This is a genomic window from Sulfurospirillum sp. UCH001 (genome assembly GCF_001548035.1).
Classification (GTDB): domain Bacteria; phylum Campylobacterota; class Campylobacteria; order Campylobacterales; family Sulfurospirillaceae; genus Sulfurospirillum.
This window is the reverse complement of sequence record NZ_AP014723.1, coordinates 2,086,047-2,105,453: the sequence shown is the minus strand read 5'-3', so window position 1 is coordinate 2,105,453 and position 19,407 is coordinate 2,086,047. Positions and strand designations below refer to the sequence as shown.

19 protein-coding genes and 1 pseudogene are annotated in these 19,407 nt (G+C 39.8%); 11 read left to right on the top strand and 9 right to left on the bottom strand.

Annotated features, from left to right (window positions below):
* Window positions 1-3 precede the first annotated feature (3 nt).
* Window positions 4-702 (top strand): dUTP diphosphatase, encoded by a 699-nt coding sequence (locus tag UCH001_RS10505; protein ID WP_067177632.1) that lies wholly within the window; start codon window positions 4-6, stop codon window positions 700-702.
* Window positions 703-717: 15 nt separating this feature from the next.
* Here the strand turns inward: UCH001_RS10505 and UCH001_RS10500 are convergent, their stop codons facing one another.
* A complete protein-coding gene (locus tag UCH001_RS10500) occupies window positions 718-1,260 on the bottom strand; it encodes a 6-carboxytetrahydropterin synthase (RefSeq protein ID WP_067177630.1) in 543 nt (180 codons plus the stop codon).
* Between the two features lie 123 nt (window positions 1,261-1,383).
* Between UCH001_RS10500 and UCH001_RS10495 the strand changes: the two genes are divergently transcribed.
* From UCH001_RS10495 to UCH001_RS10485, 3 genes are read left to right on the top strand one after another with little or no spacing between them, the layout of a single operon-like run.
* Window positions 1,384-1,962 (top strand): 7-carboxy-7-deazaguanine synthase QueE, encoded by a 579-nt coding sequence (locus UCH001_RS10495; RefSeq protein WP_067177629.1) that lies wholly within the window; start codon window positions 1,384-1,386, stop codon window positions 1,960-1,962.
* Window positions 1,962-2,630, top strand: coding sequence for a 7-cyano-7-deazaguanine synthase QueC (gene queC, locus UCH001_RS10490; protein ID WP_067177627.1), 669 nt, complete (start codon window positions 1,962-1,964; stop codon window positions 2,628-2,630). Before UCH001_RS10495 ends, queC begins: the two co-directional genes overlap by 1 nt.
* A 60-nt stretch (window positions 2,631-2,690) precedes the next feature.
* Entirely contained in the window at window positions 2,691-4,409 is a 1,719-nt protein-coding gene (locus tag UCH001_RS10485; RefSeq protein ID WP_067177625.1) for an ATP-binding protein, read from the top strand.
* Window positions 4,410-4,439: 30 nt separating this feature from the next.
* Here UCH001_RS10485 and UCH001_RS10480 read toward each other — a convergent pair whose 3' ends face one another.
* Entirely contained in the window at window positions 4,440-5,003 is a 564-nt protein-coding gene (locus tag UCH001_RS10480) for an NAD(P)H-dependent oxidoreductase (protein WP_067177623.1), read from the bottom strand.
* A 126-nt stretch (window positions 5,004-5,129) separates the two neighbouring features.
* On the opposite strand from UCH001_RS10480, the gene UCH001_RS10475 reads away from it, so the two are divergent.
* The 3 genes from UCH001_RS10475 to UCH001_RS10465 are packed head-to-tail and all read left to right on the top strand — an operon-like array spanning window position 5,130 to window position 7,414.
* Entirely contained in the window at window positions 5,130-5,474 is a 345-nt protein-coding gene (locus UCH001_RS10475) for a helix-turn-helix domain-containing protein (RefSeq protein WP_067177622.1), read from the top strand.
* Window positions 5,475-5,495: 21 nt separating this feature from the next.
* Window positions 5,496-6,839, top strand: coding sequence for a DUF2157 domain-containing protein (locus UCH001_RS10470; RefSeq protein WP_067177620.1), 1,344 nt, complete (start codon window positions 5,496-5,498; stop codon window positions 6,837-6,839).
* The gene (locus UCH001_RS10465) at window positions 6,836-7,414 is read left to right on the top strand and encodes a GDYXXLXY domain-containing protein (RefSeq protein WP_067177618.1); all 579 of its coding nucleotides are present in this window, start codon (window positions 6,836-6,838) and stop codon (window positions 7,412-7,414) included. The genes UCH001_RS10470 and UCH001_RS10465 overlap by 4 nt, the downstream gene beginning before the upstream one ends.
* A gap of 3 nt (window positions 7,415-7,417) precedes the next feature.
* Here the strand turns inward: UCH001_RS10465 and UCH001_RS10460 are convergent, their stop codons facing one another.
* The 4 genes from UCH001_RS10460 to UCH001_RS10445 form a co-directional block, all read right to left on the bottom strand.
* Window positions 7,418-7,837: an acyl-CoA thioesterase gene (locus UCH001_RS10460; protein WP_067177616.1), complete on the bottom strand. Its 420-nt coding sequence runs from the start codon at window positions 7,835-7,837 to the stop codon at window positions 7,418-7,420.
* 139 nt (window positions 7,838-7,976) lie between these two features.
* Complete coding sequence (locus tag UCH001_RS10455) at window positions 7,977-9,365, bottom strand: cell wall metabolism sensor histidine kinase WalK (protein ID WP_067177614.1); 1,389 nt, start codon at window positions 9,363-9,365, stop codon at window positions 7,977-7,979.
* Window positions 9,359-10,030 carry a response regulator transcription factor gene (locus UCH001_RS10450; protein ID WP_067177613.1) on the bottom strand — a complete coding sequence of 224 codons (672 nt, stop codon included), beginning with the start codon at window positions 10,028-10,030 and terminating at the stop codon, window positions 9,359-9,361. Before UCH001_RS10450 ends, UCH001_RS10455 begins: the two co-directional genes overlap by 7 nt.
* Before the next feature lie 141 nt (window positions 10,031-10,171).
* The gene (locus UCH001_RS10445) at window positions 10,172-10,840 is read right to left on the bottom strand and encodes a phosphate uptake regulator PhoU (RefSeq protein ID WP_067177611.1); all 669 of its coding nucleotides are present in this window, start codon (window positions 10,838-10,840) and stop codon (window positions 10,172-10,174) included.
* Between the two features lie 134 nt (window positions 10,841-10,974).
* On the opposite strand from UCH001_RS10445, the gene UCH001_RS10440 reads away from it, so the two are divergent.
* On the top strand, window positions 10,975-12,690 hold the full coding sequence (locus UCH001_RS10440) for a lysophospholipid acyltransferase family protein (protein WP_067177609.1): 1,716 nt from the start codon (window positions 10,975-10,977) through the stop codon (window positions 12,688-12,690).
* Window positions 12,691-12,731: 41 nt separating this feature from the next.
* On the opposite strand, the gene UCH001_RS10435 is transcribed toward UCH001_RS10440, so the two are convergent.
* From UCH001_RS10435 to UCH001_RS10425, 3 genes are all read right to left on the bottom strand, one after another.
* Window positions 12,732-14,336 (bottom strand): methyl-accepting chemotaxis protein, encoded by a 1,605-nt coding sequence (locus UCH001_RS10435; protein WP_067177608.1) that lies wholly within the window; start codon window positions 14,334-14,336, stop codon window positions 12,732-12,734.
* A gap of 157 nt (window positions 14,337-14,493) precedes the next feature.
* A complete protein-coding gene (locus UCH001_RS10430) occupies window positions 14,494-15,267 on the bottom strand; it encodes a dioxygenase (protein ID WP_067177606.1) in 774 nt (257 codons plus the stop codon).
* Between the two features lie 9 nt (window positions 15,268-15,276).
* Entirely contained in the window at window positions 15,277-16,878 is a 1,602-nt protein-coding gene (locus UCH001_RS10425; RefSeq protein WP_067177604.1) for a methyl-accepting chemotaxis protein, read from the bottom strand.
* A gap of 169 nt (window positions 16,879-17,047) precedes the next feature.
* On the opposite strand from UCH001_RS10425, the gene UCH001_RS10420 reads away from it, so the two are divergent.
* The 3 genes and pseudogenes from UCH001_RS10420 (at window position 17,048) to pstC (ending at window position 19,407) form a co-directional block, all read left to right on the top strand.
* Window positions 17,048-18,088 (top strand): PstS family phosphate ABC transporter substrate-binding protein, encoded by a 1,041-nt coding sequence (locus UCH001_RS10420; RefSeq protein ID WP_067178524.1) that lies wholly within the window; start codon window positions 17,048-17,050, stop codon window positions 18,086-18,088.
* A 113-nt stretch (window positions 18,089-18,201) separates the two neighbouring features.
* Window positions 18,202-18,270: pseudogene (locus UCH001_RS13585) on the top strand (hypothetical protein); the annotation flags it as partial.
* Between the two features lie 228 nt (window positions 18,271-18,498).
* Window positions 18,499-19,407 carry a phosphate ABC transporter permease subunit PstC gene (gene pstC, locus UCH001_RS10415; protein ID WP_231963997.1) on the top strand — a complete coding sequence of 303 codons (909 nt, stop codon included), beginning with the start codon at window positions 18,499-18,501 and terminating at the stop codon, window positions 19,405-19,407.

Here is a 19,407-nt window from a genome sequence, read left to right as displayed (position 1 = left end):
AGTATGACAAGCAAAGATTATTTAACACAAATGTTTTTACTCCAGCAAAAATTAAACGATGAAACCAATGGCATCGGCTGGGAAAATGGATATACCAAAAATAACCGCATGATTAACTGGAAGCGATGTATCTATATGGAGTGCGCGGAACTCATTGATAGTTTTAGTTGGAAACATTGGAAGAACATTAACAAAGATACCGATTGGGATAACGTAACCGTTGAGATTGTTGATATCTGGCATTTTATTATGAGTTTGTTATTGGAAGATTATAAAACCAATGGAAAAGGTGATATTGATAAGTTGGTTTTAGATGTACTGGATGTTCAAGGTTTTGAGGCGTTCACGAAAGAACCACTCTCTCCAAGTTCAGCAGATCCAATGGAGTTAGTAAACGATATTGAAAATATCATCCACGATACAACAGGGTTTGAAATAGACCTTTTTGATGAGCTATTACGCGAATATTTTACACTTTCACGTAAATGTGGCATTAACCTTAAAGTATTGTATAAATTCTATGTGGCAAAAAATGTTCTCAACCAATTCCGTCAGGATCATGGGTATAAAGAGGGACATTACATCAAAGTATGGAATGGGAAAGAAGATAACGAAGTGATGCTCTCTTTCTTACAAGGTGAGTCTGCTCCAACAGTAGATGCACTCTATAAAAAGCTCGAAAAAGTTTATCCAAAAGCTTAAACAGTAGGGAATTCCCTACTGTTTATTGTAAACAATACTTCTACTTTTTGGTGTTTCTAAAAATTCTACGTGTGAAACTTCCACTCCCAAGCGACTCATTTTTTTCGCGATAATGCCAAGTAACCATGTTGAGATATTTTCGCTGGTTGGTACAAAATCAACGATAATGTAACCTTCATACATCTCAATAACATGACTTGGTTCGTTTTTAACGTGATTGAGGTCAGGTATTTTATAGCCTGCTTCATTGTCGATGAGGTTGTTTTTGTCTGTAAAATGCGGTAACAAGGTTGCAAAGAGTGGGTCATGAATATCGATGATAAATTTGTGATCTAAAGTGTTGTCTAAAAAGAGTTTGAACCAGTTAAGATGATGAAAGTCTGTCACCATGCCATCTTTCAGCTCTGAGCTTTGTAGATAAACGATCACCTTGCCTTGGTGTCCGTGCAAATGGCGGCACGCTAAACAACCTGTGAGTGAAAACTCACTATCAAGCTGTTGTGACCATACACGGTGTCCATAACAAAAATCGAACTCTTTACTTATTTGCCAAATCATTACATATTGCCTTATCTTTAAATACTTAAATGATACCCAAAAAGAGATATAAACAAAATTTTTGACGTCCTTTTTAGTGAAAATATATTATGATATATCTATTAAATTTAATAAAAGAGTGTTATGTTAAAAGTTGTCGAAATATTTTATTCCATTCAAGGTGAAGGCACTCAAGTAGGCGTTCCCTCCATTTTCATTCGTTTGCATGGCTGTAATCTCAGCTGTGGCTTTTGCGATGAATTACTGCACAAAGGTGAGTATGAAAGCTTGAGCTTTGATGAAGTCCTTGAGCGCATTAGAGCTTATCCTTCCATGCATGTTATTATCACAGGTGGAGAGCCTAGTATCTATAATCTCAATGGTTTTATCGAATTTTTACAAGCCTATATGTACTCTGTCGCTGTGGAGACGAATGGCTATAATTTTTCTAACATTGCCAATGCAAACTGGGTAACTTATAGCCCAAAAGATTGGGATAAGATAGAAAAACATGGGTATGATGAGATCAAATTTGTCGTTGGTAAAAACTCTCCTGTTGAAAAAATACTCGAATTTAAAAGTTATAAACCTATCTTCATTCAACCTCAAAACGAGACGGATCGTCCAAATCAAGAGAATGTCGCTTTTTGTGTGGAGTTTGTCAAAGCGCATCCACAATTTATCTTGAGTGTGCAGTTGCACAAATTTTTAGGAGTAGAGTAATGAGTCGTGCATTGGTTGTCTTTAGTGGAGGACAAGATAGTACAACATGCCTTGGCTGGGCGAAAAATCGTTTTGAGTATGTTGAGAGCATTACGTTTGATTATGGTCAAAAACACCGTGTTGAGATCGCGCAGGCTGAGAAGATTGCAAACATTTTAGGAATCAAAAACACCTTACTAAGCCTTGATGCTTTTTCGCAGCTCAATGACTCAGCGCTTATCGACAGTACACAAGATATTGGCGCGCACCATCGAACACACACCAATCTTCCTGCTTCATTTGTTCCAAATCGCAACGCGATCTTTTTTACCCTCGCACACGCGTTTGCTCAAAAACAAGGGATAAATCATATCATCATTGGTGTGAATCAGACAGATTATTCAGGGTATCCTGATTGTAGAGAGCCCTTTGTTAAGGCATTGGAACTGGCTCTCAATCTAGGAAGTGAAGCGAACATCACCTTTCACTACCCGTTGATGCATCTAACAAAAGCAGAAACATTTGAACTCTCAGATAAAGAGGGTGTTTTAGAGCTTGTACTCAACGAGTCACATACGTGCTATAATGGTAACCATGAAGAAAAGCATGCTTGGGGCTACGGTTGTGGCGAATGTCCAGCGTGTATTTTACGTAAAGCAGGATGGGAAACGTACGAAAGAGATAGGTAAGTCGCTTTTTATATGTAAAGAGTGCTATGCGTTATTTGCATAGTATGAAGGAGAACTCTGATGAGTGTGAAATCCTCTTTTTTAATCTTAACAATGCTGGCTTTTTTACTATGTATTGGCTTCGAGCTTGCTAATTGGTCGTATCAGCGTGAAGAAGTCAATGATATGGCGAAACAAAACGCTGAAGAGCTGGTAGAAGGTTTTAAGCAGCTTCTTTCTTTAAAGTCAGACCCTTTCAAAAAGCAAGCTCTTGATTATGCTGCGTGGAATGATCTTGCAAATTTTACGGAGCATAAAGATCCTACGTGGGCAAAAGATAACCTTGATGGTAGCATTATACAATTTGGTATTAATGCGTTTTACATTGTAGATCATACTAATCGCATTCTTTTTAAAGAGGTTGACAAACCTTTTTTAGATGAACTTTCCATCATGTTTCCTTTAGCCTTGCTTGATGCATCTAGCCCTAAAGTGCAGCATTTTTACACCAAATCCTCTCAAAATATTGCTGAATTTTATGTTGCACCTATCCATCGAATCGATGAAAATGTGACCAAAGACACACCTGCAAAAGGGTTTGTGATTATTGCGAAACATTGGGATGAACCTTTCCTAAAAGAGCTCACAAGTTTTGGTATTGCCGAAGCGTATTTGAACCTACCAAATGGCAATAACAACGATTATAAAATCACGCATGAAATTCCTTTACTGGGTATTCAAGGTGAAAAAGTAGGTACCTTATACTTAAATTTACGAAACCGTATGAGTGAAGTTTTAGACAATTATGGGGCAAGAGGCATTCAACTCTCTTTGTTAGAAATTCTTTTTTTAATGAGCGTCTTGGCACTTTTAATTGCTAAGTTTCTCTCTTTCCCTCTTCGCGACATTACACGAGCTCTTAACACGAGAAGTAAAGAGCCTTTGCGGAAATACCTGCTTAAAGAGGATGAATACGGAGCGATTGCCACTGCAGTATGTGAATCGTTCGATAATAAAGAAGAACTTGAGTATCTCAACGCAAATCTTGAAAAAAAGGTACATGAAGAAGTTGAAAACAGCAGACTCAAAGATAGAATGCTCTTTCAACAAGCCAAACTTGCTGCCCTTGGAGAGATGCTTAACAACATCGCCCATCAATGGCGTCAACCTCTCAATACCATTAGTGTGGTCATTAGCAAAATTTATTTAGACAGTAAAACAGATAAATTAACCCCTCAAATGTTGGAAGATGAGATTAAAAAACTGCGAGATCTCATTCAGCATATGTCTGCAACCATTGATGATTTTAAAGATTTCTTCAAACCCGATAAAGAGAAAGTCGTTTTCCCTCTGTACAAATCAATTGAAGAGAGTATTCGAATCACCGATGGTGGCATTGCCAACAAAGATATTGTTTTTCATGTCGATTGTCCGAGTGACATTGTCATGAATAGCTTTAAAAAAGAGCTATCACACGTACTTTTAGTATTGATTAATAACGCAAAAGATGCGATTATTCAACGAGAAGTAGAACGAGGTACAATTACGATTAAAGCGTATGCGCAAGAGTACTACATTATCATTGAGGTTTCCGATAATGGTGGAGGTGTTCCAGAAGAGCAGTTACCACACATCTTTGATCCATTTTTTACCACAAAAGAGCCAACGGGTGGGAATGGAACAGGACTGTATATGTCTAAACAGATTATTGAACAGAGTATGCAAGGCTCTATCAGTGCAACGAACGAACATGGTGGTTTGGTTGTAACAATCGTTTTACCACGCAACAATGAAGAATAAGCATGCAAGAGAGGAAATACCCTCTCTTGCTTAGTTAGCTAAAAATTTTAAAAGTGAGGTATCCCAATCTTCGCTTTTGAGAATTTTTTGATAGTGAGAAATATCTTGTTTGAGTGATTCTTCTGTAAGCTTCATCGCGCCATATGCGGCAAAAATTCCTTTAAATTCCATACCAGTAAAGACGATGGTTGAATACAGTGGTCGTAGGTATTCACTGAGCGTAAAATTATTGTATGCACCTGCTTGGTAAGCATATTCGGGAGAGCCAGTGCTTACGACGATTTTACTCTCTTTACCTGCGATTTTACTGCCTTCTGGTCCATAGGCAAATCCATATCCTAGAACTTTATCTTGCCACTCTTTTAAAATAGCAGGAGAACTGTACCAATAGAGTGGAAATTGAAAAATAATACGTTCATGTTCTACTAAGAGCGCTTGCTCTTTTGCAACATCGATGGCTTCTACGGTTTTATACGTTGCGTAAAGATCATGCACGGTGATGTTAGGTTCATTTTTGATGCTATCAAGTAGCGCTTTATTGACTTTTGATTCTGCGATATTAGGGTGAGCTACAATAATAAGTGTTTTTTTCATGGTCTTTTCCTTAAATAATTTAGGAAAATATATACCTATATAACTTATAATTACCTTACAGAAAAAAATGTAAGTAAAGAACAAAAATTGTTATTATGGTATAATTCAAAACAAGAGGTGAATAGAATGATAAAAATAGATGAAAAAGAGTTTCACTGCCCTGTGGAACTGACATTAGATATTATTAATGACAAAAGCAAGATATTTATTGTGTATATATTGCTCGGTGGTCAAAAACGATTTAAAGATATCTGTGAAGCGTTTCCGCAGATAACACAAAAGACAGTAACGCAAAAGCTAAAAGAGCTCGAGGCATCGCATATTATAGAACGAACTGTTTTTGCGGAAGTGCCGCCACGCGTTGAGTATGCCCTAAGTCCTATAGGAAGAGAGCTTGAAAAAGTATTGGGTTCTATGCATGCCTTTGGTGAGGCGTATGCTGCAAAATACGGATGTAAAAAAGAGCATTAAATTCCACATGTAAAGGTGTGTATGAGCAAAGAAAACTACCAGTGGCTTGAAAAAGAGCTTCCTTCTTGGGTGAAAGAGGGGATTGTGACGCATGAGGGAGCAAACACACTTTTACGCCGTTATGAAGGAGAGAAGTCTTCACATCGCTCTTCAGGTATAGCATTTAGCTTGCTTGGATTTATCCTCGTGGGACTTGGTATTATCTCCATTTTAGCGTATAACTGGGATGAATTGGGGCATCTAGAGCGTACACTTTTAGCCTTATGTCTTTTAGTGAGTTCTCAAATATTTTCTTTTTGGGTCAAATGGTACAGAGCTGATGATAATGCCCTATTGGAGGGCAGTGGTGTGTTTTGGTTTTTAATGATTGGTGCATCACTTGCTATCATTGGACAGACCTATCATTTGGGCGGAAATCTGAATGATTTATTAAGCACATGGCTTTTACTCTCTTTTGCCTTGCCTTGGCTACTTCCATCCTCAGGTGCAGCATTTTTAGTCATCGTGCTCTGGAGCGTTGTATGGGTCAGTAACCGAAGCCCCTTTACGACAATCATAGATCTGCATACAGACTCATTTCTAAGCCCATGGTTACTCATGATGATAGCGCTTTCATGGGTGGCGTATTATGGGATTCAACTCAAACATAAAAAAATGGCAAATACCACACTCTTGTTAAGTTGGGCGGTGGCGCTGTGTGTATTTCTTTTGTTTATCGTTGAAGTGGTAATTGAGACGTATGAAATGCGTCATTTACGCAATGCCCTTATCTGTTTAGCGCTCTTTTTTGCACTCTACTATATGCTAGGTAAGCTTTACCTCTCTCATGGTGAAAAAACCTGGCAACGACCATTTGAGCGTATTGGGAAACTGGGTGCTTTACTCTTGTTGCTGTTTCATGTTTCGTTTAAATCATACCAATGGATGATCGAAAAACCTCTCGCTGAATCAAATCTTGGCTCGATACTGAGTATAACGCTTGGAGTATTTTTTATAGGGCTTTTGGTCATGTTTGTGCGAACTTACAAACGCATTCCTTCGGAAGCTCTTGTTGTCGCAACTCCTTTGATTTTTACGATTTACACGCTTTTACAAAATCAAACGGCAACATCGCATTATGCAGCGATGTTCTTTATTAATTTTTCCTTACTCCTTGGTGCTTCTTGGATGATATTTTGCGGGGCAAAAGAGTCTAAAATAGGGCTTATCAATCAAGGTATGATTCTCATCGCACTGACGATTTGGATTCATTTTATGGATGCCAATTTTGATTTGATTGCCAAAGGAGTCGCATTTATTGTGACGGGTATGCTTTTTTTAGTGGTCAATGCCTTTATCAGACGTCGTTTCAAGGTAGAAGCATGAAAAATATCAAGCAACTTTTATGGGCGCTTTTTGGCATCGTCTGTTTTGTTCAAGTTGGTGTAATTGCTTCTCAGATCATAAGCTATGAGCGTGTTTTAAAAGAGGGTGAAGTCTTTTATTTCAAGGTGTTGCCACTGGATCCGTATGATCCTTTTCGTGGGCGTTATGTCACACTTCGTTTTGAAAATGCGATAAAAGCCCCTCTTGGGGATGGTGAAAAAAAAGAGGATCAGCATAAAGGCTATGCCATCTTAGAACACAGTGAAAAAGGTGATAGCATCAAAGAGATACGCCTTAGTAAACCGCAATCAGGAAGCTTCTTGGAAGTTGATATTCGTTCATTCAACTACACTGCTACCAAACAAAAAGAAGAGACTTCAAATCTTGTCTATTTTTCACTTCCGTTTGATCGTTTTTATATGAGAGAAGATATAGCTCCAAAAGCGGAGAAAGTACTTAGAGCTCGTAGTGGAGTGAATGTCAAAGCGAAGCTTAGAGTACGAGAAGGGAAAGGTGTCATTGAAGATTTGATGGTAGAACAGACACCTTTAAGTCAGTACGTCCTTACTCAGTAAGGACTATTGTTTTCGTTCGATTCCAAGAGCAAGCAGTTCATTTTCCGTATAAGGAATAGGCGTCTTTTTGCCCTCAGGCGTTACGTTAACGTATGTAATGACCGCACTGGTGACATGTAAACAGCGGTGAGCACCCTCAATAGAGCGTTCTGCATTGACTTCTACTTGTGTCGTAATGGAGCTTGTACCCACTTTGATGATTTTTGCATAACAGCTTAGCACGTCACCGACTTTGACGGCTTCTCGAAATTCCATAGAATTGACAGCGACAGTTACCACACGTCCTACATTGAGATCTCGTGCTGCAAGGCTTCCTGCGATGTCGATTTGTGACATAATCCATCCACCAAAAATATTGCCAGCAGGATTCGTGTCTTTTGGCATAGCCACGATTTTAATGCGCGGTTCACCCATATTGTACATATAAAAACCTTTTTATTTTGATACGCTTTGAAGGCAAAGCCTCCAAAGCTACGTTAACCACTAGGGTGCTAAAGCTTGCCTCTACGAGGCAGAAACTTTGCTAAAGTGTTAAATTTTAATGGGGGTATCTTATAATAAATCAGTTTGAAGGCAATTTAAATGAAAAATCAGATCCTACACCTAAGCTACTTTGTATCTCTAGCGTACTGTTATGCAATTTCAAGATGTAGTTTACAAGCGCAAGCCCCAGTCCCATCGAGTTGTCCCATGAGTGTGAATTGGAACGATAGAATTTTTGAGTTACCTTTTCAATATCGTCTGTTTTAATACCAATACCACTGTCTTTAACATGCAACGCATCATTCTCAAGAAGAACACGGACCGTTTCATCTGAGTATTTCAGCGCATTATCGATTAGGTTAGAGATGACGATCTCGATCATTGTACGATCTGCTGTAATCATATACGTTTCAGGAAGGGTACACTCGATGATGCGCGTGTGGTATTTTTCTCTAAATGTCTGCGCTATCTCTTGTGTCATTTTGACCACATCAAAGGTGGTGTTTTGGGTTGTAAAGTCACCATTTTCAAATTTTGTGGTTAAGGTGAGGCGGTCAATCATGACAGAGATTTTCTGTGCATTTTGAACGATTTTTCCTAAAAAACGCTCTTTGATTTGAGGGTTTGCATTGGGATCATCCAAAAGTGTTTGCGCGTATCCCATGATAGAAGCGATAGGGTTTTTAAACTCATGGCTAATCGCTGAGATAACATCGCTACGTTGTTGCGAAATGAGTTTGATTTTAGCGGTATATTTACGCTTTTGCTTGGCGCGTTTTTCAAGCTTAGCAGCCAATTTTTTAAGATAATTGGCTATCTCAAAAAACTCCAAACTAAAGTGAGAAGAAAGGGAGATTTTATACTCTTTGTCTGCAATTTGCTGTAGATTTCCTACAATTTTATCGATCTCGTAGCGAATCTTTTGACTGAAAATATACGCACCATAAAGGCCAACAAGAATACTAAGGCTAAAGATGATGGTAAGCTTAATCCAGAGGTCATAAAAGTTGTGCATGATGGTATCAATGTTGGTAGCAAGACGTATAAAAAGAAAATGATCGTCCTGTTTAAAGCGGTGTGCAACGTATAAAAAGTTACTTTTGACCGAATCAGAAAAACGAACAGCATGAGCAAATTCCATCTTTTGCGCCATGATGATCTCTTCGCGTCTTGCGTGGTTATCCATGGTTTCATTGTCTTTGTCGCTATCGACTAAAACAACACCTGATTCGTTAATTAACGTAAAACGTATGCCAGTACTCTCTTTGATGACTTTGGCAAACGCTTCACGGTCTTTGACTTGGGGGAGTTGGTATTGGATAATTTTAATATGCGATTCTAGTGAGGCTTGATACCGCTCCATATCGTTGCTTTTAATGGTGAAATAACTCACAATGCCAGAGAGAAGTAGCGTGCCAATAAAAAGGATAAGCAGTCCTCGAATGATGTGCTGATGGAGCATTAGCATAGGGTGTATCCTACTCCCCAAATGGATTTGATGTACTCTTTCTCTTTGGTTGGGTCTATTTTAGCTTTGAGACGATTGATAGCGACATTGACCGTTTTGTCTTGGAAAAAGTCATCGCTTTTCCAGACGTGTTCCAGTAAAAACTCACGACTCAAAACGGAGCTTTTGTTCTCGATCAAAGTACGAAGTAGGTCAAACTCTAATTTCGTGAGTTCAACTTCTTTTGACTCAACCTGTAAACGGTGTGCTTCAAGATCAAGCATAAGGTCACGGTAAGAGAGGGTGCTTTTGCTCACAGGCGAGGTGCGTGCTAAAATAGCTTTGATACGAAGAAGCAGCTCTTTCATATTGTAAGGTTTTGTGACGTAGTCATCACAGCCTCGCATAAAACCTTCTTCGATGTTAGCGTCGCTGTCTTTTGCCGTTACAAAAATAACCGCTTGCGAAAAGCCTTTTTTACGCAATGTTTCGACAAACTCACTGCCTTCGACTCCTGGGAGATTACGGTCAACAATGAGAAGGTCAATCGGCTCTTCTTGAAGACACTTTTCAACGTTTTTGGTGCTTAAAAAGCCTAGAGTCTCATACCCTTCTTTTTGAAGATGGTACTCCAAAAGCTCCAGTAAGTCTTCTTCGTCTTCAATAATCAAAATAGTCTGTTTCATCTTACCTCATAGTGAAAGAAAAATTCAAAGCGCCAAAGGCGCATGAGCTTTCCGCTGAGGAAAACTCAGCGTTAGCGTAGCATTTCAAGCTTTGCTTCAAATGCGTGTTATAAATGTTCTTGTAGAACATTTATATGGTTCCTAATAAGTCTTCATCTCTCCGCCAACGCGTGCGAAGATCATGAGTTGTACGATGTTAACGCTACGATCTGCCATACGCTCTAACTTTCGCATGGTACTTAAAATCTGAATAAAATCAGCCGATTGGTCGATCATTTTTGCAATATCGCTGAGGATGTTTTTCTCTAAAATAGAATACAAATCATCACTTTTACTCTCTTCGACTTTGACTTTTCTATAAGTGTCTTCCAGTGTTTCAGGATCAGCGACTTCAATGGTACTAATGGCTAAAGTAACGGCTTTGATGGCAGTTTTGCACAGATGTGTTGAGTACTCATGCAATGAGACAAAAGGTACATCGCCTTGAAGATGCAATGCCATACGTTTGCTAAAACTTCGGATATTTTCAGCAATTTTTACCAGTTCATTGGTGATTTTAAGATAGGCCACCATTTTACGCAAGTCTTTTGCTTCTGGACCAAAAAGAGCGAGTGTAACAACGATTTCATTGTCAATCGCATTGGCTTGATTTTCAATGTTTTTAAGAAGGGTTTTCGCTGACTCAAAACGAGCAATGTCCAAACTCTCCATACCGCTGAGTGTTTTTTCACTTGCCATAGTAATTTCAGCACCCAAATCAACGAGCATTTTTTTGATTTCTATGAGTCTTTCTTCATATTTTTGAAGCATACATTTTCCTTACAATAGTTTGTATCATTGTAGTTTGAAATCATTACAATATGGTAACATAAAAACCTCTCAAGCGTTACCGTATCGTAATGAGCTCCCTTTATAATCCACTGAAAAATTATGAAGGAGCACTCATGGTCGATGTCGAAAAAACGTTAAGCCTCAAGTACCCCGCTATTGCCTATTACCCAAGTATGGTGAGAAATTTCGTTATTTATCTTTTAAAAAAGCTACTGCACCAAGAGGAGATAAACGATTTTTTGACGCATGGCGAGGCGTACAGAGGGTTTGATTTTGTGGAAGCGGTGCTGGAGTATTTTAACTTTGGCTACACCGTTTCCAATAAAGATAAAGCCAACATCCCTTCTTCTGGGCGTGTGATTATCGTGGCAAATCACCCTTTAGGAGCGCTTGATGCGTTAGCACTTATCTCACTCATCAAAGAGATACGTAGTGATGTCAAAGTTTTAGCCAACGACGTGCTCATGCAAATAGAGCCTTTAAGTGGGTTATTGATTCCTGTGGATAATCTCAGCGGAACAGCTGCCAAAGAGTCCATTAAAAAAGTCTATGAAGCGCTTGAACGAGACGAAGCGCTCATCGTTTTTCCTTCTGGCGAAGTTTCCCGTGCGCATCCTACGGGCATTAAGGATGCAAAATGGAAAAAAGGCTTTTTAAAATTTGCACAAAAGAGCAATTCGCCTCTTTTACCTGTTTTTATCGATGCCAAAAATTCACCGCTGTTTTATACACTCTCGATGATCAACAAAAAGCTCTCAACCTTTTTACTTGCGCGTGAGATGTTTAAGAAACGCTCTAAAGTGATTAGCTTTAAAATCGGTGAGATGATTACCTATAAAACGCTTCAAAGCTCTGGCTTTAGCGAGACAACACTCATCAATCTTCTCAAAAAGCACCTCTACAAAATCAGTCGAGGCAAAAAGGGCATCTTTACGACACAAAAAGCGATAGCTCATCCTGAAGAGTGTAAAGCCATACGCGCAGAACTTAAAAAATCGACGCTTTTAGGACAAACCAGCGATGGCAAAAAAATCTATCTTTATGAGTTCGAAGCAGGCTCGATTTTGATGAAAGAGATAGGGCGCTTGCGTGAGTTTACGTTTCGTAAAGTTGAAGAGGGAACAGGCTCTAAAAGAGATGTGGATGCGTTTGACAAGCACTATAAACACATCGTGCTTTGGGATGATGAAGAGCTTGAAGTCGTGGGAGCGTACCGCATTGGAGAAGCCAATTATATCAGTGAGTATTTTGGGGTGGAAGGGTTTTACTCTCAAACCTTATTTGAATTTTCTTCCGAGTTTTCGCCTTATTTGCATAACTCCATCGAATTAGGACGTAGTTTTGTGCAACCACGTTATTGGGGAACTAGAGCGCTGGATTATCTTTGGCAGGGGATTGGGGCGTATCTGTTTAAAAACCCGCATATTCGCTATATGTACGGACCAGTAAGCCTCAGCGATGTCTATCCAAAAATCGCGAAAAATCTAATCATCACCTTTTATGCGCTCTATTTTAGTGGCGCTGAAAAACTAGTCAGTGCGCGCAATGGCTTTTTTATGAGTAAAGCGGAGCGTGAAGAAGCATTGATGCTCTTTAGAGGAGATGATTATAAAGAGGACTTTGCTACGCTAAAAGAGCAACTCTCACACATGGATTTGAGTGTGCCAACGCTGTATAAACAGTACACGGAGTTGTGCGATGAGGGCGGCATCTGCTTTTTAGACTTCAACATCGACAAAGAGTTTGCTAACTGTGTCGATAGTTTTATCTTGGTGGACATCACCAAAATAAAAGAGGCGAAAAAAGCGCGGTATATCAAAGGAGAGTAAAGCAAATAAAGCCCTATTTTAGGGCTTTATAATATTATCTGTCAGGCAGTTGTTTTAAAGGCAGAGAGGGCGTGGCTAAGGTTTGTGGAGAGTTTAGCGAGGTGTTCTGCCGCGCTGGCTATCTCTTCCACACTTCGCGCGTTGGTGGAAGTGAGTTTATGAATGGTATTGACCCTCTCCAACATTGCATTGGCCTCAATACTTCCATGCTTTGCTTCTTCTGCAGCACCTTTGGCGATAGTTGCCGTTTCGTTCATGTTTTTAACGGTTTTTAGCATCAAGTGTTGCGTGTTTTCAGCTCTCATTCCAAGCGATTGAATTTCTGTGGCATTTTTCTTCATAAGCTCAGATGAGGTCGCAACTGACTGAGTGATGACGGCTACGGTGGAGTTGCTCTCAACCAGGCTTTTTTGGGTACGTTCTGCCAACTTTCGTACTTCATCAGCAACCACGGCAAAACCACGTCCGTGTTCTCCCGCACGTGCAGCTTCAATGGCGGCATTGAGCGCCAATAAATTGGTCTGCTCTGCGATATCAGCGATCACTGAAAGTACTTGCTCAACTTGTGAAACTTCGTGGTTGAGCTGTTCCAAACGAGCGGAAAGGTCGGTTTGATTGACAACGATGGTTTGAAGATCAGACGATACGGCAAGCACTTCTGTAGAAGCGGTATCGAGCTCTTTTGAAACGCTGTGCATGATAGCGCCTGCTTGTCCAGCATTTTCTTCACTGGCATGCAAAATAGTAGCAACTCTTTTGGTCGTCGTTACAGTTTGGTCGACCTCTTGGTCGGTTTCTTCTGTACGCTTTCCTATTTGCATAGAAGTAGAGGAAAGCTCTTCCGCGACTGCTGCATTTTCTAAGGCGGTGCGTTTAGCGTCATCGATGGCATGGCGTAGTTGAGAGAGCAGGGCATTTACGGTTTGCATCATCGTTGCAATTTCATCTTCGCCATTGGTCGCAATGGTGTGTGCCAAGTCTTTGGTTTCACCGATGTACTTGCACTCTTTTGTCGCAATTTCCAAAGATTTTTTAATCTGGGATGCAACAAACCAAAATGAAAGATTGGTAATCACAAGCACTACTAATGCAAGAGCAATCCCTAATTTTCGAGCTTTCGCTAATGCCTCTTTTTCATCTTCTTCGATGACTTTAGAGAGTTCATCGGCTTTTTTTGAGATGAGTATAAACGCATCACGTCCTGTATTGGTAAGTTCCGTAAAGCGTTTTCCATCATTGGATGAAAGAAATTCAGGTGTTTCGATGGCCTTTTTATATTTGGTAAGAAGCTCAAAACGAGGTAGCGTGGAGTATGAAAAATCATCAACACCTTTTTTCACCTCTGTGTAAAGTGTCGTCTCTTTTTGAGAACTGAGTATAGGCTCTATTTCAGCAAGGTGTTTTACAAGGGCATTTTGAGCTTCGATGGATTTTTCCATAAACATAGGTGTAAAGGTAATCTGATACCCGCGAGAATGCATCAACAGCTCAGCCGTGTCACGTGTGATTTTCTCAATAAGCTGAACTTTTTTGACAGCGACTTCAGCACTAGAGGTATTGGAAATGAGTAGATAACTCAAACATGCAATGCCCATGAGAATGATCAAAAACAATAAAATCAGTTTAGAACGAATGGTTTTAAACATAAAATTTTCCTTACAATTTATATTTAATTGTAAGATATTGTAATTCGTATGTGTGAGATTTCGTGTGAGAAAGAGGTATCGTGTTAAGATGTCTATTTGTAAAAGGGAAACTCACCCCATACAATAAGGGGAGTTTCTCTGTCTAAGATACTATGAGTTACTCAGTGATAAACCCTCTCATACTTAAAGAGCTGTTTTGAAAAAGTGGAATGATAGAACGGAAGTGTTCATGCTCCATCCTAGAACCTGCGATATACAGCAGTGGCAAATAGTGGTCCAATGAAGGATGGGCTGTTTTAAAATCAGGACAGAGTGTCTCAATTCTCACAAGGCTATCGACATCATTGGTTGTAAATGCGTTATCAATAAATGTATCCACATTCTTTGCCCATTGTACAGCAGGCGCATTGATATTATAGAAATCAACCATATTCAAATTGTGTGTGACATTGCCACTGCCTATAATCATAATGCCTTCTTCTCTAAGCGCTTGAAGTTTCTCCCCAATTTTAACATGGGAGATCATAGGGAGGTTTTTGTTGATGCTTAGTTGAATGACAGGAATACTCGCTTTTGGGAAAAGATAGTACAAAGGCATCCATGCACCATGGTCCAGTCCTCTCTCAACCAAAGGAGCATCTAAAAGTGTCGCGATGCGTTTGGAGAGGGTATTGTTGCTAGGAGATTTATAGCTTAGTTCATACAATGCAGGCGGGAATCCATAAAAGTCATAGAGTGTTTCATACGCAATTCCAGAGCTTATGCTCACAGCCGTTTGATTAGTGTACCAATGTGCTGAAATCACTAAAATGGCTTTTGGCGTTGGAAGTTCACGAGAAAGTGACTCAAGGCTTTCTGTGAAGCTGTTTTCCAACACAAGATTCATAGGTGAGCCATGCCCCAAAAAGAGGCTTGGCATGAGTTCTGACATTATGGCTCCTTATGCCGTTTTAAACGTAGCAAGTGCATGGCTGAGATTGTCGGAGAGTTTGGAGAGGTGCTCTGCCGCACTAGCGATCTCTTCTACGCTTCTTGCATTGGTTGTGGAGAGTTGATGAATGTTATGAATGCGCGTCATCACTTCGTTAGCTTTTGCACTACCTGCTTGTGCATCTTTCACCGTGCGCAGTGCTAAGGTTTTAGCTTCATTCATAGTTTCAACGGTTTTTAGCATCAATGTTTGCGTATTTTCAGCGCGATGTCCAAGCTCTTGGATCTCTCCAGCACTTTTTTTCATAATCTCAGTTGCCGTATTGACCGATTGGACGATGACGGCAACGGTTGCATTGCTTTCCACAAGACTTTTTTGTGTACGCTCAGCTAACTTTCGTACTTCATCTGCAACAACAGCGAAACCACGTCCATGTTCTCCTGCACGTGCTGCCTCAATGGCGGCATTAAGGGCAAGAAGGTTGGTTTGTTCTGCAATATCGGCGATCACGCCAAGCACTTGTTGAACTTGCGTTACTTCACTGTCAAGATGCTCTAAACGGCTTGATAAATCGGTTTGACTTACAACAATATTTTGAAGATCAGAAGAGACAGAAAGGACTTCTTGTGAGGCATTGCCAAGTTCATCCGCTACATGCTCAATCACTTTTCCTGAATGCTGTGAACTCTCTTCACTGGTTTTAAGAATGGAGGCAACCGCTTGTGTAGCATGCACAGTTTCATCGACCTCTTTTGCCGCATCTTCGGTACGTTTACCGATTTGAAGTGAGGTAGAAGAGAGCTCTTCCGCAACGGCTGCATTTTCAAGCGCCGTACGTTTTGCATCATCGATGGCATTGCGTAGCTGTGAGAGAAGGGTATTGACTATTTTCATCATATGTGCGATTTCATCATTGCCTTGAGTTGCGATATTGTGGCTTAAATCTTTGGTGTTGCCAATGAATTCGCACTCTTTTGCCGAAAGATTAATAGAACTTTTGATTTGGTTTGAAACAAACCAAAAGATCAAACTTGCGCCTATAAAGATGAGAACAGCCATAACAGAGCCGATCAATTTTGCTTGATCAAGAATAGAATTTTCGTACTTCTCTATCGAATTTGAAAGTTTATCTGCTTTTTCCAGAAGAGATGCAAAGATTTCACGTCCTTGATTGGTCAATGTCTCAAATCGCTTACCATCTGGCGTTTGAGCAAATTCAGGTGTGTTGATTTGAGATGCGTATTTTGTAATAAGTGCAAAGCGCTCATCGGTAGAATTTTTAAGCTCTTCTGCAGTCTTTTTGATCTCGGCAAGAAGCAAAATGTTCTCTTTCTTATTTAATATAGCTTCAAGTTCTTTGACGTGTTCAAGAAGGTCAGTGTAGGATTTATTATAATCCTCAATCGCTTTAGGATTAAAAGTAATTTGATGTTCTCTAATGTGAATGATAAGCTCATCGGTGTGCTTTGCGATTTCATCAGCAGTTTGAACTTTTTCGACAGCAAGTTTTGCTTTTATGGTATTTGAAATCAATAGATATCCAAGGCTAGCCGTACCTAAAAGAACCACACATAAAAGAAAAACGAGTTTGGCTCGAATCGTTTGTAACATAAATACTCCTTATAATTCATAATCATAGTGCCATTATATCCAGCAACAATAGCGGCATTATAGCAATCAATTATAAATAGAGTTTCAAAAAAAGCAAAAGATGTGTAACCAAGTTGTAATCAAATTTTTTTACAATGACATTACCAAATTTCAGAAATGGAGTGTTCAAATGACTATCAAAACATGCGCCTTGTCGCTTTTAAGTGTTGCCGCTTTGTGTTCGACTGCGGCTGCGAGAGATCAAATTAAAATTGTTGGATCTTCAACAGTATATCCTTTTACAAGTTATGTCGCAGAAGAGTTTAAAGCAGTTACTGGCAATAAAACCCCTGTCGTTGAGTCAACAGGAACAGGTGGCGGTATGAAGCTTTTTTGTGCAGGTGCTGGTCTTGATACCCCAGATTTTACCAATGCTTCACGCCCTATGAAAGCGGAAGAGTTTGAAACATGTGCTAAAAACGGTGTCACAGACATTACCGGAATGATGGTAGGTTTTGATGGTATTGCCGTAGCTCAGTCTAAAACAAATGGCGAAATTGCGTTAAGCAAAGAACAACTCTTTTTAGCGCTTGCTGAAGAAGTGCCAAGTAAAGATGGTAAATCATTGATTAAAAACCCGTATAAAACATGGAATGAGATCGATGCGAAATTGCCAAATAGAAAAATTACCGTTTATGGTCCTCCAACAACATCAGGTACAAGAGATTCTTTTGATGAGATGGTCATGGAGACTGCTTCTAAAAAATTTGATGCGTACGGCGATAAAAAAGGTAAATACAAAGCGATTCGTCAAGATGGTGTTTATGTACCAGCAGGCGAAAATGATAACTTAATCGTTCAAAAATTGACAAAAGATACAGCAGCATTTGGTATTTTTGGTTATAGCTTCCTTGAAGAGAATGGCGACAAAATCAATGGCGCAGTTGTCGATGGTGTAGCATGTACCTCTGAGAACATCTCAAGCGGAAAATACCCAATCTCAAGAAGTCTTTATATCTATGCTAAGAACTCTCACAGAGCAGAAGTTAAGGGTATGGATGAATTCTTTAAACTCTATGTTGATGACAAAATGGTAGGTCAAAAAGGTGTTCTAAAAACCATCGGTTTGGTTCCTATGACAAGTGAAGACCTCAAAAAAGTACAAGCGGCTGTTTTGGCTAAAACAAAACTAACCGATGAGATGGTTAAGAAACATACCATCTTACCTTAAGATTTATATATCACGCGAGCAAGGGGCTTTTGCCTCTTGCACTTTTAATTCAAAGGACTCTGGTGAGCAATCAAACTCTCTATCTTATCTTCTTTGGTGGTCTTGTTCCACTGATGTTCATAGGCTATATCATCGGTAAAGCACGTGCTGTCACCATTCGCTCTAAAGGTATTAAAATGCATTCACAACCTGACCAATACGGTTGGTTTGTTGCGCTTTACACAGGGCTTCCTATTATCACGATAGGGTTTGTGGGAGTATTTTTATATCTTTTTGGCATTCATGCTATCCCACCATTTATGCTTGTAGCAGGCGCACTGAGTGCTGGAGCTATTGCATTGTGGTTATTCTTCAGACAAGTAGACGCAAAAACCAGAGCACGTGATAGCGTTGAAAACTTCATCAAAGGGATGTTACTCTTTGCTTCATTAATTTCCGTAATGACCACATTTGGGATTTTACTTTCCATCATTTTTGAAGCGTTGCATTTCTTTCAGACACAAAGTGTGAGCTACTTTTTATTTGGTTTGGAGTGGTCTCCTGACACAGCGTTTCTAGAAGGTGCTGGACGAGCTGACGCTGCAAGTGCGCAAGCAAAATTTGGCGCTGTGCCTATTTTTGCAGGAACATTTTACATCACCATTATGGCGATGATCTTAGCTGTTCCTGTAGGACTTATGTCGGCTATCTTTATGTCAGAGTACGCAACGCCTAAACTTAGGGCACAAGTGAAGCCTTTTTTAGAGATCTTAGCGGGAATCCCAACGGTCGTATATGGCTTCTTTGCAGCCCTTACCATCGCTCCTGCAATCGTGAAATTTTTTGCACTCTTTGGCATTGAAGCACAGTACCAAAACGCACTATCGTGTGGCATCATCATGGGTGTTATGATTATTCCTTTTATCTCTTCGCTTTCTGATGATGTCATCAGCTCTGTGCCACAAAATATGCGTAATGGTGCTTATGCCTTAGGAATGAATAAAGCAGAAACGATTCGGTTTGTTGTTTTACCTTCAGCGATGCCAGGCATTATTGCTTCTATCTTGTTAGCGGTTTCTCGCGCACTCGGTGAAACGATGATCGTTGTGATGGCAGCAGGTCTTAGACCAAATCTTACATGGAATCCACTGGAAGATATGACCACGGTTACTGTTAAAATCGTAGAATCCCTCACAGGCGATCAGGAGTTTAACAACCCACTGACACTTTCAGCATTTGCTTTAGGTTTTGTACTCTTTGTTGTGACGCTTATTATTAACATTATTTCAGTGAGTACCATCCGAAGTTTCCATAGAAAATACAAAGTTTCAACACTGTAA

Coding starts and splice junctions, on each gene's coding strand:
- UCH001_RS10505 (WP_067177632.1), top strand. CDS start 4: ATGACAAGCAAAGATTATTTAACACAAATGTTTTTACTCCAGCAAAAA.
- UCH001_RS10500 (WP_067177630.1), bottom strand. CDS start 1,260: ATGATTTGGCAAATAAGTAAAGAGTTCGATTTTTGTTATGGACACCGT.
- UCH001_RS10495 (WP_067177629.1), top strand. CDS start 1,384: ATGTTAAAAGTTGTCGAAATATTTTATTCCATTCAAGGTGAAGGCACT.
- queC (WP_067177627.1), top strand. CDS start 1,962: ATGAGTCGTGCATTGGTTGTCTTTAGTGGAGGACAAGATAGTACAACA.
- UCH001_RS10485 (WP_067177625.1), top strand. CDS start 2,691: ATGAGTGTGAAATCCTCTTTTTTAATCTTAACAATGCTGGCTTTTTTA.
- UCH001_RS10480 (WP_067177623.1), bottom strand. CDS start 5,003: ATGAAAAAAACACTTATTATTGTAGCTCACCCTAATATCGCAGAATCA.
- UCH001_RS10475 (WP_067177622.1), top strand. CDS start 5,130: ATGATAAAAATAGATGAAAAAGAGTTTCACTGCCCTGTGGAACTGACA.
- UCH001_RS10470 (WP_067177620.1), top strand. CDS start 5,496: ATGAGCAAAGAAAACTACCAGTGGCTTGAAAAAGAGCTTCCTTCTTGG.
- UCH001_RS10465 (WP_067177618.1), top strand. CDS start 6,836: ATGAAAAATATCAAGCAACTTTTATGGGCGCTTTTTGGCATCGTCTGT.
- UCH001_RS10460 (WP_067177616.1), bottom strand. CDS start 7,837: ATGTACAATATGGGTGAACCGCGCATTAAAATCGTGGCTATGCCAAAA.
- UCH001_RS10455 (WP_067177614.1), bottom strand. CDS start 9,365: ATGCTAATGCTCCATCAGCACATCATTCGAGGACTGCTTATCCTTTTT.
- UCH001_RS10450 (WP_067177613.1), bottom strand. CDS start 10,030: ATGAAACAGACTATTTTGATTATTGAAGACGAAGAAGACTTACTGGAG.
- UCH001_RS10445 (WP_067177611.1), bottom strand. CDS start 10,840: ATGCTTCAAAAATATGAAGAAAGACTCATAGAAATCAAAAAAATGCTC.
- UCH001_RS10440 (WP_067177609.1), top strand. CDS start 10,975: ATGGTCGATGTCGAAAAAACGTTAAGCCTCAAGTACCCCGCTATTGCC.
- UCH001_RS10435 (WP_067177608.1), bottom strand. CDS start 14,336: ATGTTTAAAACCATTCGTTCTAAACTGATTTTATTGTTTTTGATCATT.
- UCH001_RS10430 (WP_067177606.1), bottom strand. CDS start 15,267: ATGTCAGAACTCATGCCAAGCCTCTTTTTGGGGCATGGCTCACCTATG.
- UCH001_RS10425 (WP_067177604.1), bottom strand. CDS start 16,878: ATGTTACAAACGATTCGAGCCAAACTCGTTTTTCTTTTATGTGTGGTT.
- UCH001_RS10420 (WP_067178524.1), top strand. CDS start 17,048: ATGACTATCAAAACATGCGCCTTGTCGCTTTTAAGTGTTGCCGCTTTG.
- pstC (WP_231963997.1), top strand. CDS start 18,499: ATGTTACTCTTTGCTTCATTAATTTCCGTAATGACCACATTTGGGATT.